Genomic DNA, 14,711 nt, shown 5'->3' with positions numbered 1-14,711 from the left:
CGGCGGATGCGCCTTGCGGCGCGTGCGACTGCGCTCGTGCTTCCGTTAGTGAGCCGGCCAATGCGTCGCGATGCACGGCACGGCTGGATTTCATGCGTGTCTTCAACGCGTGAGATAACGCCCAAGCTCCATCCTGGCAATCGCATTGCGATGCACCTCGTCCGGGCCGTCGGCGAAACGCAGCGTGCGCGAGCTCGCATAGGCGCGCGCGAGGCCGAAGTCGTCGCTGAGCGCGCCGCCGCCGTGCGCCTGCATCGCCCAGTCGATCACCTGGCAGGCCATGTTCGGCGCGGCCACCTTGATCATCGCGATCTCCTGGCGCGCCGCCTTGTTGCCGACCGTGTCCATTTTGTGCGCGGCATTGAGCACGAGAAAGCGCGTCTGGTCGATCATGATGCGCGCGTTGGCGATCCGTTCGCGCGTCACACCTTGCTCAGCGATCGGTTTGCCGAACGCGACGCGATCGAGCGAACGGCGGCACATCGCTTCGAGCGCGCGTTCGGCGCGTCCGATCAGGCGCATGCAGTGATGGATGCGCCCCGGTCCGAGCCGGCCCTGCGCGATTTCGAAGCCGCGCCCTTCGCCGAGCAGCATGTTGCTCGCGGGCACGCGCACGTTCTCGAACGCGACTTCGGCGTGACCGTGCGGCGCGTCGTCGTAGCCGAACACCGGCAAGTGACGCAGCACCTTGACGCCGGGCGTGGCCATCGGCACCAGGATCATCGACTGTTGCTGATGCCGGTTCGGATGATCGGGATTCGACTTGCCCATGAAGATCAGGATCTGGCAGCGCGGATCGTTGGCGCCCGAGGTCCACCATTTGCGGCCATCGATCACGTAGTGATCGCCGTCGCGCACGATGCGCGCCTCGATGTTGGTCGCATCCGACGACGCCACCTCCGGCTCCGTCATCGCGAATGCCGAGCGGATCGTGCCGTCGAGCAGCGGCAGCAGCCATTGCTGTTGCTGCTCGACGCTCGCGTAACGCACCAGCGTTTCCATGTTGCCGGTGTCCGGCGCGGAACAGTTGAACGGCTCCGCACCGATGTGCGAGCGCCCCATGATTTCACACAACGGCGCGTATTCGAGGTTCGTGAGCCCGGCGCCGTATTTCGACTCGGGCAGAAACAGATTCCACAAACCAGCGGCCTTCGCCTTCTCTTTCAGTTGCTCGATCACCGGCGCCGGTTGCCAGCGATTGCCGGATTCGCGCGCGGCATCCATCTGCGCGTCGAAAACGGCTTCGGCCGGATAGACGTGCTCGTCCATGAAAGCATTCAGGCGCTTCTGCAAACTCTTGACCTTGTCCGAGTGCTGAAAATCCATGCAGCGTCTCCTGGATTAATACGTACGCGCAGCGCGCTGGCACGGCCATGCGAGCGCGCTGCGTTCTGAAACGAAACGGTATGTCCGTCCCCGGACGATGACTCAGACGATGATCGCCCCGCCGTCCACCGCGAAGTGTTGGCCGGTGATGTGCCGCGACGCTTCGCTCGCGAGAAACACGACGGGCCCCTTGAGGTCTTCGTCGCCGCCAAGACGTTGCAACGGCGTGCGCGACACGATCGTGTCTTCGAGCTTGTCGAGCAGCCCCGCCGACATCTTCGACGGGAAAAAGCCCGGGCAGATGGCGTTGACGTTGATGTTGTACTTGCCCCATTCCGCGGCCAGCGCGCGCGTGAAATTGATCGCAGCGGCCTTCGACGTGTTGTACGCAATCGTATTCATGCCGGGCGGCGAACCCTTGAGTCCCGCCACCGACGCGATGTTGATGATCTTGCCCGCGCGCCGCGGGATCATGCTGCGCTTGCCGACTTCACGCGCGACGAAGAACGGCGCGTTGACGTTCAGGTTCATCACCTTGTGCCACGCTTCGTCGGGATAGTCTTCAGCGGGTGCACCCCACGTCGCGCCCGCGTTGTTCACGAGGATATCGATGCGGCCATGCAGCCCCAGCACTTCATCGACGAGACCGGGGATGCCCTCGAAGCGTTGCAGATCGTTCACCACGGTCAGCACCTCGATGCCGCGGCCTTGCAGGTGTGTCTTCGCTTCGGCGAGTTCATCGGCCTTGCGCGCGGTGATCGCGACGCGGCAACCCATCTCGCCGAGCGCTTCGGCCATTTGCAGGCCGAGGCCGCGCGAGCCGCCGGTGATCAACGCAACCTTGCCGTCCAGTTGAAACAGTTCCTTCACAGCCATCGTCTCGCTCCTCCACGTGTTCCGATATGCAGATTTGGATTCCATATTTTCTGACCATCATACGTGCCGAAATTCGACGTGTAAATAAAAGCACGCTCATTCACTTTCGTTATAGACTGACACGCATCGCCGATGTGCGGATCATCAGGACTTACCCGCATAACGCGCGTTTCGACTGATCTATGCGGATGCGCAAAGCCGCTCTTCTTGCGTGCGTCGCGTCGTTGTTCTGCATAGCGGCTTATCTTTGGACGGGGCTTCTTTCATGCAAGATGCGTTGATCATCAACACGCGTGATCTGGATTTCCAGCTATTCGAAGTACTCGAGGCCGAGACGCTCACGCGACGCACGCGCCATGCCGATCACAGCCGCGAGACTTTCCGCGCGGCGCTCGATACCGCACATGCGGTGGCCGTCGAAAAATTCGCGCCCCACAACCGACTGCTCGACGAGCATGAACCGCAATTCGATGGTCAACGGGTCACGCTGCCCGTCGAAGTGAAAGACGCCCTCGACGCGTTGCGCGCCACCGGCTTTCTCGCCGCGGGCAAAGACTACGAGTGGGGCGGCATGCAGTTGCCGTCGCTGATTGCTTTCGCGTGCCTGTCGCTCTTCAAGAGCGCCAACATCGCCACGTCCTCCTACGCGATGCTGACCACCGCGAATGCGAACGTGATCGAACGCTTCGGCAGCGAAGCGCAAAAGCGTAAGTATCTGCAGGCGCTGTTCGAAGGCCGCGCGTTCGGCACGATGGCGCTCACCGAACCGCAAGCGGGCTCCAGCCTCTCCGATCTCGTCACCACGGCGACGCCGAACGAAGACGGCACCTATTCGATTCGCGGCAACAAAATTTTCATCTCGGGCGGCGATCACGAATTGAGCGAGAACATCGTTCATCTCGTGCTCGCGCGCATTCCGGGCGGGCCGCCGGGCGTCAAAGGCATCTCGCTGTTCACGGTGCCGAAGTACCACGTCAACGACGACGGCAGCCTCGGCGCGCGCAACGACGTCGCCCTGGCGGGACTGATTCACAAGATGGGTTGGCGCGGCACGACGTCGACGATGCTGTCGTTCGGCGAACACGGCACATGTATCGGCGAGCTGGTGGGAGAACCGCATCACGGCCTCGCCACCATGTTCCACATGATGAACGAGGCACGCATCGGTGTCGGCCTCGGCGCCGTGATGCTCGGCTATCGCGGCTATCTGGCCTCGCTCGACTATGCGCGCGAGCGGCCACAAGGTCGCCGGCCCGACAACAAGAATCCGCTCGACCCGCAGTTGCCGCTGATCGAACATGCCGACGTGCGCCGCATGCTGCTCGCCCAAAAGGCCTATGTGGAAGGCGCATACGCGTTATGCCTGTATGCGGCGCGCCTCGTCGACGAACAGCACACCGGTGAGAGCGATGCCGCACGCGCCGAGGCGGGCTTGCTGCTCGATCTGCTGACGCCGGTGGTGAAATCGTGGCCGTCGCAGTGGTGTCTGGAAGCGAACAGCCTCGCGATCCAGATTCACGGCGGCTACGGCTATACGCGCGAGTACCCGGTCGAGCAGTTCTATCGCGACAACCGGCTCAACATGATTCACGAAGGCACGCACGGCATTCAGGCGATCGATCTGCTGGGTCGCAAAGTCGTGATGAAACAGGGGGCCGCGCTCGCGCTGCTTGGCCATGAGATCCAGCGCACGATCGACGCCGCGCTGACTCACGAACGCCTGCATGCACACGCAAACGCGCTCGGCGATGCATGGCGCGACCTGAACGCGACGCTCGAAGCACTGCTGCCCACGCTCGCTCAAGAAACCGAACGCGCGCTCGCCAACGCGAATGCGTTTCTCGAAGCATTCGGCCATATCGTGATCGCGTGGACGTGGCTGAGGCAGGCGGTCGTCGCGAGCGCCGCGCTAGCCGATGCGCGCAGCGAAGCCGAGACAGACGCGGACTTCTATCGCGGCAAACTGCACGCGTGCCAGTGGTTCTTCCGTTGGGAGTTGCCGCGCGTCGCGTTGATGCTCGCCACGCTGCGCAGTCTCGACGACACCACGCTCGGCATGGCGCCGCAATGGTTCTAGCCAGCACCGTTCCGGCCAAAAAACGCGCTACCGCTCAATGCGACAGCGCGATTTCGAGTTGCGTGACCACGTCGATCAGACGTGGCCGCACTTCTTCCAGTAGAAATTCCTTCGACAGTTTGAACGACGGCCCGCCCACGTTGATCGCCATGACCGGCAATTCGCCGCCCGGCTGAAACGCGCGCGCGATGCCGTTCACGTCTTTCTGCCAGTCGCCGAACGACGTCGTCACACCGAGCGTGCGGTAATCGTCGAGCGCTTTCTCGATGCCGCGACGCGTCTTCGGCCACGCGACGTGATCGAGTTCGCGTACCTGCTCCATGAAGCTGAGGCGATCGTGCTCGGGAATCGCCGCGAGCCATGCGCGGCCGATCGCCGAGGTCGCCACCGGAATGCGCGAGCCGACTTCGAGCGTCAGCGTGAGCGCCACCGAGCCCCGGCAATTTTCCACGTAGATCATCGAGAGGCGGTCACGCGTGCCGAGCGAAACCGTGGCGCCGGAGATATCGGCCAGCTCCTGCATCACGGGCCGCGCAATCTTGCGCACGTCGAGGCGCGCGAGCATCGCACTGCCGAGTGCGAGCGATGCCGTGCCGAGCCGGTACTTGCCGCTCTCTTTCAGATGGATCAGATAGCCGAGCAGCGTCAGCGTATGAGTGAGGCGCGATATCGTCGATTTCGGCAACCGGCAACGCAACGCCAGTTCCTGGTTGCTCAACGATTTGTCGCCGGAACGGAAACACGCCAGCACTTCAAGCCCCCGTGCGAGCGCCGTGACGAAGTGCCGGTCGTCCTTGTGCGCTTCGTGCGCGGTGCGGCTTGCGAGGACCGCGGGCGCCCGCGCCGCTGAAGCCGTGTGCTGCGCCGCATCGTCGACGCTCGAGACCCCGATCGCATGATCGATCGGGCTGTCATGGGTTTTGCTCAAACGGAATGCAATCCCGCGAAACGGCTGTATCTGAAGGACTAACCGTGAGCCCGGATCGAGGCTGATCCGGGCGGCGAAATTATAGTCTGAAATATGAGGCGCATTTAACGCGGACTGTCGACGAGTCAAGTCCGTGGCAACAGTCGTGTCACGCGAAGCAACACCGGCACCAGTTTTTCCAGCATGAGCGCGTGGGCTGGAGTATTGTTTAAGCGCGCCGGGAGCGCGGCACGGCAATTTTCCAGAATACAGGTGCTCCCCGCGGGTCAGGACAGGCTCGCCAGCGCGCGGTTTTTTGCATACAACGAAGCGACATCAACTTATCGAGGATGGAGAAAACGTGAAAAAAGTCAATCTTTTGAAGGCGCTCGGTATTGCATTGTGTGTAGCAACCGCGTCCAGCGCCTATGCCCAGGCCAGCGACGCCGCGGCGCCGGCCGCCACCGCGCCGGCCCCGGCCGCCAATACCAAATCGACTCGCCAGATGGACCGCAAGCTGGGCCGTGACGTCCGGCGCGCGCTGGCCAAAGCGCCGGGCTTCAACGTGTCGAACGTGTTCGTGCGCGCTCGCGGCGGCGCGGTGACCTTGACTGGATCCGTGCCCCAAGGCCCTCAGATCCAGCAGGCGGGGGATGTCGCGAAGGATGTTCCCGGCGTGACCTCGGTGAGCAACAAGATCACCCTTGGCGTGCGCAGCGGCGGCGGTGGCGGGAGCTGAACGCCCCGAGCCTGACCGGATGACGACGGGCGGCGCCGTCTGCCGCGAACACCGCACACGGGGCGCTGCCCGTTGTCCTGGTATATGGAATCCTTAGCGTCGGCTCGATGCCAACCTAGCGTCGAACGAGACCGACCACATAGCGGCACACCTCGTCGCCCGCATTGAAGAACTCGCACTCGACCGGTGCGCCGAGTTGCAGACAGTCTCCCGCTTCGAGCCGGTAAGACTGACTGCCCTCGCGGAACGTCAACACGCCTTGCGTGACCCAGATCTGCTGATGCTGAAACACGAACGCATCCGACGGATAAGGCACCCTCACACCCGCCGGCAACTCGATCTCGAGCAGCTCCAGCACGCCGCCGGTAGGCGGTGAAATCCGCCGCCGCGTATAGCCCGTTTCGGGGTCCTGCCAAAGCGCCTGGTCCGCATGACGCACGAGCCGCTCGACGGTCTGTTCGGCGAGCGCGAGCAAGGTCGACAAGGTCAGTCCGAACGCGCCCGACAACCGCCCGAGCACCGTCGCGGTCGGGCTCGCCTCGCCGCGTTCGATCTTGCTGATCATCGCCTTCGATACACCCGAGCGCTCCGCCAGTTCGCTCAGCGACCAGTTGCGCGCTTCGCGCTCGGTCTTCACGCGCGCGGAGATGGCCTGGGTCAGATCGATGGAGGCGGATTCGGACATGGAAGGACCGTCGTGGGTGAAGTGAGTACCGCAAAATTATATCGAGGCGCGGCTGCCTGCCACGCCCACCCTGTCGGTCTATTAAAAGTCAAACGCAATGTCTTGCATAGTAATTTTTCGTCCACTATATTAAACACGACTGTGTTAGCCGCACGAACGCGGCGCCCGCCGCTGGTTCGGCAGGCGCTACTGCTCGAAAGGCTTCTGTAAGCGTTCGTCCATCTCAGCCGGAAGACACCATGCCGAAGGAAATCGTTCTCAACGCGTTTGACATGAACTGCGTCGGTCACATCCAGCAAGGTATGTGGACGCATCCGCGCGATCAGTCCAGCCGCTACACCGATCTCCAGTACTGGACCGACTACGCTCGCACGCTGGAAGCGGGTCTGTTCGACGGCATCTTTTTCGCCGACGTCGTGGGCGTCTATGACGTCTACGGCGGCAATCCGGAGGCGGCGATTCGCGGCGCCGTGCAGGTTCCGGTCAACGACCCGACGCTGCTGATTCCCGGGATGGCGGCGGTCACGCGACATCTGTCGTTCGGCGTCACGTCGAATCTGTCGGTCGAGCAACCGTATCTGTTCGCGCGGCGCATGTCGACGCTCGATCATCTGACGCGCGGCCGGGTCGGCTGGAATATCGTCACCGGTTATCTGGACAGTGCGTCGCGCGCGATCGGGCTCGCCGGACAAATGGCGCACGACGACCGCTACGACCTCGCCGACGAATACATGGAACTGGTCTACAAACTGTGGGAATGCAGTTGGGAAGACGGCGCGGTGCTGCGTGACAAAGCGCGCGGCGTCTATGCGGACCCGGCGAAAGTGCATGTGATACATCACCACGGCAAGCAATATCGCGTCGATGCGATGCATCTGAGCGAGCCGTCGCCACAGCGCACGCCGGTGCTCTATCAGGCTGGCTCGTCGGCGCGCGGCAAACGCTTCGCGGCGGCGCACGCGGAGTGCGTGTTCGTCAACGGCCAGGCGAAGCCCGCGGTGAAAGCGATCGTCGACGACATTCGCGCGCATGCCGTCGCGGGCGGCCGCGAGGCGGACGACATCAAGGTGCTGCTCGGACAAACCGTCATCACGGGCCGCACCGAGCGCGACGCGCAGGAGAAGTACGAAGAGTACCGGCGCTACGTCAGTTCGGAGGCGGCGCTCGTGCATGCGGCGGCGTCGCTCGGTATCGACTTCGCGCGCTACGACCTCGACGAGCCGATCGACACCGGCAAGAGCCAGGCGATCGTGTCGAACGTCGAAGCGATGACGCGCGCCGCCGGTCCGCAATGGACCAAACGCAAGCTGCTCGAACAGATGGTGCTCGGCAGCCGGCAGACGCCGCTCGTCGGTTCGGCCGAACGGATCGCGAGCGAGCTAATCGCGTGGACCGAGGAAACCGGTGTGGACGGTTTCAATCTGTCGCGCACCGTGGCGCCGGAATGTTTCGGGGACTTCATCGACCTGGTGGTGCCGATCCTGCAGGAACGCGGCGCGTACAAGCGCGCGTATCGCGACGGCACGTTGCGCGAGAAGCTGTTCGGTCATGCCCGCCTGCCGTCGACTCATACGGCGGCACGGTTTCGCTCACCCGCCTGCGCCGTGGCCGCCGCCACCGCCAGCGACGTATCGAACTGAGACCGTCGCGGCGCGTTGTACTTTGTGTCATGCGTGCCGCCGCATTCATGACACGCCGATCTATCAGCAGAGGTCCCCATGCTTGACAGGAGCATCTTCCGCGACGCCATGGCCGGACTCGGCACGGCCGTCAACATCATCACGAGCGATGGCGCCGCGGGGCTCGCGGGCTGCACCGCGTCGGCGGTGTGCGGCGTGACGGACGAGCCGCCTACCCTGCTCGTCTGCATCAATCGCAGCAGCCGCAACAATGCGGCGTTCCGCCGCAACGGCAAGCTCTGCGTGAACGTGCTGAGCGCGGAACAGCAAACGCTCGCCGCGCATTTCGCGACCAGTGCGCTGCCGATCGCGGAGCGCTTCGCCGCCGCGCAATGGGAACGGCTCGTCACCGGCGCGCCGGTGTTGCAAGGCGCGCTGGCATCGTTGGACTGCGAGATCGAATCGGTAACCGAGGTCGGCACGCACACGGTGTTCTTCTGCGCAGTGAAGGACGCGCGTACGCATGTCGCGGGGGATGCGCTGATTTACTACGGGCGCCGGTATCACCGGGTTGGTGAGCGCTCGGTGCATGCGGCGCATCGGCCCGAGGCGGATGCGAACGCGGCTGTTCCGGCGCGCTAAGGCAGTGCTGATCGAGCCGTGTCAACGCGCCTGATCGCGATGGCGCATGCATAGGCTTTCCGAACCACGACTGAAAGTGGTCACGTCGATTCGTTTTGTCACGCCGCAGGCGTTCTGCGCGGCCGCTTCGCGAGGACCGCCTGCTCTGCGTCACGCGACCTGCTCGCTCCTGAATTCGCCCAGCACACCTAAAATAGTTTCCACCGGATCATGTGTTTTGACCTCGACAATGCTGAGCGTCTGATCGGATGGCAGTCGAGGTAAACGTACAACTTTGATCGCCAGCTTTTTGTCGCACACGCAAAGATAGTTGCAGAGATTTTCCCCGGCTGCTTTGGCGGCTGCATATTCGCCCATATTTGGATATGCCGTTTCGACAGCCACCGAAGACGGATAAAACATGGTGAATTTTTCGGGCGTGATCTGGCGTATGGATTGCCAGCACGTATAGAAGCCTTCGACGTAGTACCGGGAAAACCGCGCGAACAGGTCACTAGAAAATTTGCCGCGGGCCGCAACAAAAATCGGCGGCGTTGCAAAATAGTAGACGTGGGTGGGCGCCCATCCATCGCCAAGACCCGTCTGAAGATCCTCTGGCGGATCGAACATATCGTAAGCGAGACTGGCCGACTTTCCTCCGCCATTGTTGATATCCGCAACGACCGCTTCCGCATCGTCCTTGCCGCGATGATAGGTGAGACGCACGTCGGCTCCGCCCACCGCCAGAATCTTCGCGCACAATTCACCGAGTCCTCGCGATCCACCTATTACGAGCGCGCGCTGCCCAGCGAACATTTCAGCGTCCGGAATCAACGTCTTTAGCTCCGCACTAGTTTTTTGCTTATGGGGTGCGGGACGCAATATCGCTTGAATGACGCCCGTTGCGCCGTCCGCAACGATGTCGACAGACAAACGGCGGAAGCGGTCATCGTAATTGACAACCTTCCAGTCCAATCTTCCTCCGTTCTCCGCTGTGCTGGACGAAGGCGAAAAACTGACGGATAGCGCGGAGTAAATTGAGTGCAATCCCGGACATTCCATTCCTACCAACCGCGTGGTTGCAAGAATGAAGGCGATCTGTCCCAAGGGTATCTTCTGCGTAAGAACAGGGAATCGCTCTCGCACAGCCGAGCTGTCCAACTCAAGCGGAATGCTTCCCTGGGCATTATCTAGCGAGGCTTCGCTTCGCTCATGACAATCGCTTGAGGCGGGAGACCGGTCTATGAAAGCTACGTCCATCTCATTTGCAGAAAGTTCGACATGAACGGTTGCGCATTCCGCGCCATTGCATTCAAGAACAATTTTTTTATGCTGGTCCTGGTCCTGCACTAAACGTAAGAGTACTTCTTCATCGACCCGGACGGGGTTGCGGAATACGCATGACACTTTGGCCAAGGCTGTTTTGGATGTATTCGCCAACCCTTCTTCGATCGCCCATAGCAACAGATGCATTCCATGCACAATGGGACGACCGAATTGCGAACGCCGGGCTTTCAATGCGTCTACATGCACAGGATTGCTGTCGCCCGACAGGAGGGCAAAAGCATTCTGGTCTTCGATCCTGAAACGTCGCGATGCAGGCATGCTAGAACTCCCCATAATCGTCAAGCCGTTGACCCGCAGTCCCGCAAACAGGCGCGGTGATGTCGCCTGTCGTCCCCGGCATGGCGCAAAGCGCTCACACAGGTCAACCGCGTGACATGCCGAACCAGCGCCGGCTCCGCGTTCCCGGCTCGGTGCTGACTGCGGGTTCCGCGCGGGTTGTCTCGCGAACCAGCAGCCACGCGACGACGGCCGCGGCCACGAGGAAGCAGACCTGGATCGGGTTGACGGGCCCTTGCGCAAGATTGAGGATGCGATTGTCGTTCGCGACGACCAGGTACGCGAGTGCAAGGACGATCAACGGTTTCGATATCACCTGGCCGCCATATTTTTCCGCGTTTCGGAGCATCGTCAGAAACGTCAGCATGAACAACGGCAGAAGTCCGCCGAAGTGATGCACCCAGACGATCGGCGACGCTGCCGTGAAGCATAGCTGGGCGAGCAGGAACGACGGCAGCGGTGGTTCTTTTCTGGTGCGGAAACTCCACCACAGCCCGATCGCGATCAATACCAGTGCGGAGACGACCGTTACCTGCTCGACGATCGGCCGATAGTCGGCGAAGTGGTCCTCGAAGAAAACCTGGTCATTGCCGTTCAGGAAGAGTCGATGCATGACGCCGTTGATCGACGTGTTGCCGAAGTACGCTTCGCCTCGAGCGCCCATGTAGGCAAGCGCGTGCCGGTAGCCAATGAACTGCTCGAAGCCGTACGTCGAGATCGCGAGCAGCGTGGCCGGCACGACGACGCCGAGCCATGTCGCCACGAAACGCATGTCGCGCCGGAACAGGCCCCATATGAGAAACAGCCCGAACTGCGGCTTGATCAATGCGCAAACGCCCATCAGCACGCCAGCCCATCCACGCTGGCCGCTGGCATAGGCAATGCACGCGAAGACCGTCGCGCAGGTTATCCAGGCCTGAATCTGCCCCAGGTACAGTGTCCAGATCACCGGATAGAAGAACCACGTGGACACGAAGCCGAGCGCCATCAATGCAAGGCGCGAGCGCGCGTCTGCGGTAATCGATTCGAGGCCGAGTTCGCTCGCCATCACGACGGACAGGCGAGCCATGCCCAACGCGGTGAGCAGAACGATCAGGTGATTGAACAGGTTGAGGTGCCAATAGTCGAGCATGTGCAGCTTGTCAAAAAGCTCGAAGAACAGCAACGACGTCGGCGGATACTGGAATTTTTCGTGCTGCGTAAAGAACACGGCCTCGTAAAGATCCTGGCCCGGATGATGATGAACCTGCAAATAGCCTTTCAGCATGAATTGCCAGGAATCCTTGCCGTACCAATCGTGGCCATCGCTGATGACCAGCATCTGGCGCATCGTGGTCAACGTATTCTGAAAGCCGAGACGCGACTGAAGCACGCTCAACACGACCGCGCTGATGACGATAAAGAACAGTGTGGCCAACACTGTTCGCCGCAACGAACCTGTCTGATTCATGGAGCCCTCACTCTCATCCATTTTTGGATCATCGAAGTGCCGATTCCTGCAATTTCTCAGCGCGCTTTCCGAAAGAATTGGGTGGCGTCACGCTCATGCCGAGCGTACATACAGCGGCAGTCCACCCTGCCGACCGGCGCGCGCCGCAGCACATTGCACCCCGTAATGCACTACTGGGTCGCGACCTGAACGTTGATGCCGAGCGTTCGCGCGACCGTGCCCGTCCATACTTCCGCACCGGCCCGGTTCAGGTGGTTGCGGTCGCCAAAGTACTTCCATGGCAGCACAGGAATCAGGTCACCTGTCACATGGAAATTCGGATGCCTTTGCCTGAAGCCATCGATATAGGCGGTGTAGTCTTGCCGGAAGCCTGCGGGCAGTCCCTTGTAGCTCAGATCACTCATCGGCATCGGGACGAAATTCACCTCGATCCCTTTGTCCGCAAACAGTGTCAGCAAGCGATCGAAGTAGGCGTCAAAGATGGGTCTGCTGTGAAAGCCCGACATCGCGGTGACTTCGAAGCTCAGTGCGGTCGAACCGTCGTCGGTACCGAAGCTGTGGTAGCCGCGCTGGCGCTTCACCTCGTCGAGCCATTCGTCATTGGTGTGCTTGCGCCGGTACACCATCCCCGCCTTCATGCTACCCGTATAGAACGCCGGAAAATGCGACGCATACAGGAAATTGGTCAGGCGGTCCTCGATCGATCCCGTGCGCGAGACCGAGTAAAGCGATTTGTCATGAAGCGATTCCGACAGCTTGCGGACTTCCTCCATCTCACTGAAGCTCAGGAAGCTGAACAGCGCAGCACGGGTCCAGTACGAATCGGCCGTAGCGAAGTGATACGGCGAGATCGACAGGATGACCTTGCGCGGCAGGTCCGGGCACTTCAGAATGCGCTGCGCGACATAGTAGGTCTCGACGGGCGTGGCGCCGCCGAGCGCGAGATTGACGGTCGATGGGTCGAGATGCGCCGGTATCAGGCCGGCGACGGCACGCGAGTCGCCGATGATCACGGTCGCGTCCTTGCGGCATTCGCTGATCATTTCGTTCTTCGCCACCCACATTGGGTATTCCGGGTCGAGAAACCACATGGGTCCGCGCGCGGCCCACACCCATGAAGCGCCGACGAGGAGCACGAACACCAGCCCGACTGCACGGAAGAAACTGCCAAACTCCGACGTTTTCACGGGTCACGATCCCTTGCATTTAGAACTGGAAGTACAGGAACTCAGTTGCGCCGGCCAGATGCAGCAGCGCGGCCGCTGCAAGCACGCCGATCGCGACGCCCCATCCTGCTTGCGGCCGCCACTGCAGCGCCGCAGGCAGGCTGGTGCGGACTTTGTCGAGCACGGGCGAATAGCGCGCCATGATCTCGTTCGAGTTGGGCATCAGCAGCGCAATGAAGAAGGCGATCCCGATCTTCACCCAGTTTTTGAAGGCGAGCAGTGACTCGAGCTCGTAAGTGGGTGCGGCCGTCACATGATGCAGTCCCAACATGCCCGTGATCAGGTGCATCGCATCGTGCACCGATGCCGAGCGAAACATGATCTGCGCGAGCAGCACGGCAAGATAGGTGATGAGCCACTGCGCCACGACGACGCTTGCCCTGCGCAACCACGGGCGCGGCTCAGCCGGTTGCCTGGGTCCGAAAATCCGCCATGCGTGGTTGATCGTCAGATAGGCCGAATGCAGCAACCCGAATACCAGAAACTGGAGTCCCGCACCATGCCAGATGCCGGCGAGGGTCATCGTGAAAAAGAGCGGCAGCGCGACCATCGTCGCAAAGCCGGCCGGTGTCGCCGTCGCCTTGCGGGAGACCGGCGCGCCGCGCGCCGCGCGCCGCCGCATGATCAGGAGCGCGATCGGGTTGTAGAGGTACAGGTTCAGGTAGCGAGTCAGCGTCATGTGCCAGCGCTGCCAGAAATCGATGATGCATGTCGCCTTGTAGGGCGAGTTGAAATTGGCTGGGAAGCGGATTCCGAACATCCGCGCGAGCCCGACGGCCATGTCCGAATAGCCCGAAAAGTCGAAATAGAGCTGCATCGAATAGGCCAGCGCGCCGCACCACGCCGCCTGTGCCGGCAATGCGTCGCGGAAGCCGAATGCGAACTGGACCGTCTCCGACAGTCCGTCGGCGATGATCAACTTCTTCGCCAGACCGATCGTGAAGATGCTGAGTCCGACAGCGAGGTTCTCCTGGTTCAGCCGGTAGGTCTCGCGGTTTTCGAACTGCGGCATCATTTCGCGGTGGTGCAGGATCGGCCCGGCGATCAGATGCGGAAAGAACGTGACGAACATCACGTATTCAAGCAGGTTCTTGCCTTTGGCAATGCCGGACTTGCAATCGACCAGATAGCCGATCTGCGTGAACGTGAAAAACGAAATGCCGAGCGGGAGGATCACACTGGTCGTGGACAGATGCGGTGCGATGCCGATTTCCGACAGCCAGTCCAGCAGCGGGAACAGATACTTGTAGAAGAACAGCAGCCCGAGGTTTGCCGCGATGCCGGCCGTCAGCGCCGCAAGCTGCATGCGCGGCCGGTTGGCGAGCCGTTGTAGCGCAAGCCCGCAGCCGAAGTTGAACGCGATCGAGGCGAGCAGCAGGAACACAAAACTGACGTTCCACCACGCGTAGAAAACAATCGACGTGACGGCAATCCAGGCCGCCGCTGCGCGAACCGTGACGCGGGCGAGCGCATAGTAGCCGACGACGCTGATCGGCAGGAACGCAAACAGGAAGATATACGAGTTGAATAGCATGTCGGCCTGTCATAGAAGTTTGCGCGTC

The 14,711-nt window shown here is 61.6% G+C and carries 12 protein-coding genes; 4 read left to right on the top strand and 8 right to left on the bottom strand.

What is annotated here, in order from left to right:
- Window positions 1-102 precede the first annotated feature (102 nt).
- Window positions 103-1,326, bottom strand: coding sequence for an acyl-CoA dehydrogenase family protein (locus PQQ53_RS32935; protein ID WP_408328782.1), 1,224 nt, complete (start codon window positions 1,324-1,326; stop codon window positions 103-105).
- A 102-nt stretch (window positions 1,327-1,428) separates the two neighbouring features.
- Window positions 1,429-2,202: an SDR family oxidoreductase gene (locus PQQ53_RS32930; protein WP_408149528.1), complete on the bottom strand. Its 774-nt coding sequence runs from the start codon at window positions 2,200-2,202 to the stop codon at window positions 1,429-1,431.
- 265 nt (window positions 2,203-2,467) lie between these two features.
- On the opposite strand from PQQ53_RS32930, the gene PQQ53_RS32925 reads away from it, so the two are divergent.
- On the top strand, window positions 2,468-4,279 hold the full coding sequence (locus tag PQQ53_RS32925) for an acyl-CoA dehydrogenase (RefSeq protein WP_408328779.1): 1,812 nt from the start codon (window positions 2,468-2,470) through the stop codon (window positions 4,277-4,279).
- 34 nt (window positions 4,280-4,313) lie between these two features.
- Here the strand turns inward: PQQ53_RS32925 and PQQ53_RS32920 are convergent, their stop codons facing one another.
- On the bottom strand, window positions 4,314-5,207 hold the full coding sequence (locus tag PQQ53_RS32920; protein WP_408328776.1) for an IclR family transcriptional regulator: 894 nt from the start codon (window positions 5,205-5,207) through the stop codon (window positions 4,314-4,316).
- Between the two features lie 340 nt (window positions 5,208-5,547).
- On the opposite strand from PQQ53_RS32920, the gene PQQ53_RS32915 reads away from it, so the two are divergent.
- Window positions 5,548-5,925: a BON domain-containing protein gene (locus tag PQQ53_RS32915; RefSeq protein WP_408149522.1), complete on the top strand. Its 378-nt coding sequence runs from the start codon at window positions 5,548-5,550 to the stop codon at window positions 5,923-5,925.
- Window positions 5,926-6,040: 115 nt separating this feature from the next.
- Here PQQ53_RS32915 and PQQ53_RS32910 read toward each other — a convergent pair whose 3' ends face one another.
- Window positions 6,041-6,610: a helix-turn-helix domain-containing protein gene (locus PQQ53_RS32910; RefSeq protein WP_408328773.1), complete on the bottom strand. Its 570-nt coding sequence runs from the start codon at window positions 6,608-6,610 to the stop codon at window positions 6,041-6,043.
- A 239-nt stretch (window positions 6,611-6,849) separates the two neighbouring features.
- Here PQQ53_RS32910 and PQQ53_RS32905 point away from each other — a divergent pair, with 239 nt between their 5' ends.
- Both PQQ53_RS32905 and PQQ53_RS32900 read left to right on the top strand, forming a co-directional pair.
- Complete coding sequence (locus tag PQQ53_RS32905; RefSeq protein WP_408328770.1) at window positions 6,850-8,250, top strand: LLM class flavin-dependent oxidoreductase; 1,401 nt, start codon at window positions 6,850-6,852, stop codon at window positions 8,248-8,250.
- 78 nt (window positions 8,251-8,328) lie between these two features.
- Window positions 8,329-8,871 carry a flavin reductase gene (locus PQQ53_RS32900; protein ID WP_408328767.1) on the top strand — a complete coding sequence of 181 codons (543 nt, stop codon included), beginning with the start codon at window positions 8,329-8,331 and terminating at the stop codon, window positions 8,869-8,871.
- Between the two features lie 150 nt (window positions 8,872-9,021).
- Here the strand turns inward: PQQ53_RS32900 and PQQ53_RS32895 are convergent, their stop codons facing one another.
- From PQQ53_RS32895 to PQQ53_RS32880, 4 genes are all read right to left on the bottom strand, one after another.
- The gene (locus tag PQQ53_RS32895) at window positions 9,022-10,455 is read right to left on the bottom strand and encodes a MaoC/PaaZ C-terminal domain-containing protein (protein ID WP_408328764.1); all 1,434 of its coding nucleotides are present in this window, start codon (window positions 10,453-10,455) and stop codon (window positions 9,022-9,024) included.
- 103 nt (window positions 10,456-10,558) lie between these two features.
- The gene (locus PQQ53_RS32890) at window positions 10,559-11,923 is read right to left on the bottom strand and encodes a glycosyltransferase family 87 protein (RefSeq protein ID WP_408328761.1); all 1,365 of its coding nucleotides are present in this window, start codon (window positions 11,921-11,923) and stop codon (window positions 10,559-10,561) included.
- Window positions 11,924-12,093: 170 nt separating this feature from the next.
- A complete protein-coding gene (locus PQQ53_RS32885) occupies window positions 12,094-13,110 on the bottom strand; it encodes a hypothetical protein (RefSeq protein ID WP_408328758.1) in 1,017 nt (338 codons plus the stop codon).
- Between the two features lie 19 nt (window positions 13,111-13,129).
- Complete coding sequence (locus PQQ53_RS32880; protein WP_408328755.1) at window positions 13,130-14,683, bottom strand: MBOAT family O-acyltransferase; 1,554 nt, start codon at window positions 14,681-14,683, stop codon at window positions 13,130-13,132.
- Between the last annotated feature and the right edge of the window lie 28 nt (window positions 14,684-14,711).

Source organism: Paraburkholderia strydomiana, assembly GCF_046030495.1.
GTDB lineage: Bacteria > Pseudomonadota > Gammaproteobacteria > Burkholderiales > Burkholderiaceae > Paraburkholderia > Paraburkholderia strydomiana_A.
This window is presented reverse-complemented; position numbering and strand designations above follow the sequence as displayed.

Bases quoted from the DNA above. Each gene is read 5' to 3' on its own strand.
- PQQ53_RS32935 (WP_408328782.1), bottom strand. From the start codon at position 1,326: ATGGATTTTCAGCACTCGGACAAGGTCAAGAGTTTGCAGAAGCGCCTG.
- PQQ53_RS32890 (WP_408328761.1), bottom strand. From the start codon at position 11,923: ATGAATCAGACAGGTTCGTTGCGGCGAACAGTGTTGGCCACACTGTTC.
- PQQ53_RS32900 (WP_408328767.1), top strand. From the start codon at position 8,329: ATGCTTGACAGGAGCATCTTCCGCGACGCCATGGCCGGACTCGGCACG.
- PQQ53_RS32910 (WP_408328773.1), bottom strand. From the start codon at position 6,610: ATGTCCGAATCCGCCTCCATCGATCTGACCCAGGCCATCTCCGCGCGC.
- PQQ53_RS32895 (WP_408328764.1), bottom strand. From the start codon at position 10,455: ATGCCTGCATCGCGACGTTTCAGGATCGAAGACCAGAATGCTTTTGCC.
- PQQ53_RS32905 (WP_408328770.1), top strand. From the start codon at position 6,850: ATGCCGAAGGAAATCGTTCTCAACGCGTTTGACATGAACTGCGTCGGT.
- PQQ53_RS32925 (WP_408328779.1), top strand. From the start codon at position 2,468: ATGCAAGATGCGTTGATCATCAACACGCGTGATCTGGATTTCCAGCTA.
- PQQ53_RS32880 (WP_408328755.1), bottom strand. From the start codon at position 14,683: ATGCTATTCAACTCGTATATCTTCCTGTTTGCGTTCCTGCCGATCAGC.
- PQQ53_RS32930 (WP_408149528.1), bottom strand. From the start codon at position 2,202: ATGGCTGTGAAGGAACTGTTTCAACTGGACGGCAAGGTTGCGTTGATC.